The sequence below is a fragment of the Mesorhizobium sp. M7A.F.Ca.CA.002.09.1.1 genome, assembly GCF_003998555.1.
GTDB classification, from domain to species: Bacteria; Pseudomonadota; Alphaproteobacteria; order Rhizobiales; family Rhizobiaceae; genus Mesorhizobium; species Mesorhizobium ciceri.
Map to the genome: position 1 here is coordinate 1 of NZ_RZRR01001348.1, position 969 is coordinate 969.

The following is a 969-nucleotide window of genomic DNA, read 5'->3' on the forward strand; positions in this document are numbered from 1 at the left end:
TTCCTGATGAACGGGCAGGAATTCGCCACTGCCGTGCAATACGACCTGCCGATCGTCGTCGTCGTCGTCAACAACGGCATCTACGGCACCATCCGCATGCATCAGGAGCGCGAATATCCCGGCCGCGTGGTGGCCACCGACCTCAAGAACCCCGATTTCGCGGCTCTCGCCCGCGCCTATGGCGGCCATGGCGAAACGGTTGAGAAGACGGCGGACTTCGCCCCGGCCTTCGAACGCGCCCGCGCCAGCGGCAAGCCGGCGATCGTCGAGATCAGGCTCGACCCCGAAGCGATCACCCCGACCCGGACGATGACCCAGATCCGCGACAAGGTTTGAGGGCCGACCGGGGCAAGTCGAGTTCCTTCACGCCCCCTCTGCCCTGCCGGGCATCTCCCCCTCAAGGGGGGAGATTGGCAGTTTCGTCGTCTCGCCCTTCTTCCAACACTGGCGATTGGCGAAACCCGAAGTACATTCGATCTCCCCCCTTGAGGGGGAGATGTCCGGCAGGACAGAGGGGGGCGCTGTCCTGCCAACCTTCAACGGTCAGCTACTTCGCCTTCTCGATCTGGCCGCGGACCTCCCCATTCGGGTTCGCTTTGGTGTGGACGTTGACGTAATACTTGCCGGCCTCAAGGTCAGCCGCCTGGGCATCAGTGAGCGTCTCCGACCCCTTGATCGGGCTCTTGAGTTTTTTGAACGGGATGACAGGGTCGGCGTTTTCACCCATCGCCGCAGGGCCATGGATATGCGCGGCCGTCGCCGGTCCGCTGAGGCCGGAATATTTGACGTTCCAGTTGAGCTTCTTCTTGGTCGTGTCGAAGGTGAAAGTGGCTGTGCCCTTACCCTTCGTGGTGACGGGCGGGCTCTGCTGGCTGCCGTCTAGTGTCGCCTTGAACTTTTCCATGGCTGCCAGGGCGGGCGATGCGAACAGGAAAGCGGTCGAAATGGCCAGCGCCGACAGCGCCGGTA

Annotated in this window: 2 protein-coding genes; one reads left to right on the forward strand and one right to left on the reverse strand. The window is 63.0% G+C overall.

Annotated elements, in window-relative coordinates; all coding sequences use genetic code 11:
- Window positions 1-336, forward strand: a 336-nt coding sequence (locus tag EN994_RS33115; RefSeq protein ID WP_245466167.1) for a thiamine pyrophosphate-dependent enzyme, incomplete at its 5' end; no start/stop codon positions are given.
- A gap of 211 nt (window positions 337-547) precedes the next feature.
- Here EN994_RS33115 and EN994_RS33125 read toward each other — a convergent pair.
- The coding region (locus tag EN994_RS33125; protein WP_245466168.1) for a CHRD domain-containing protein at window positions 548-969 on the reverse strand (422 nt) is incomplete at its 5' end.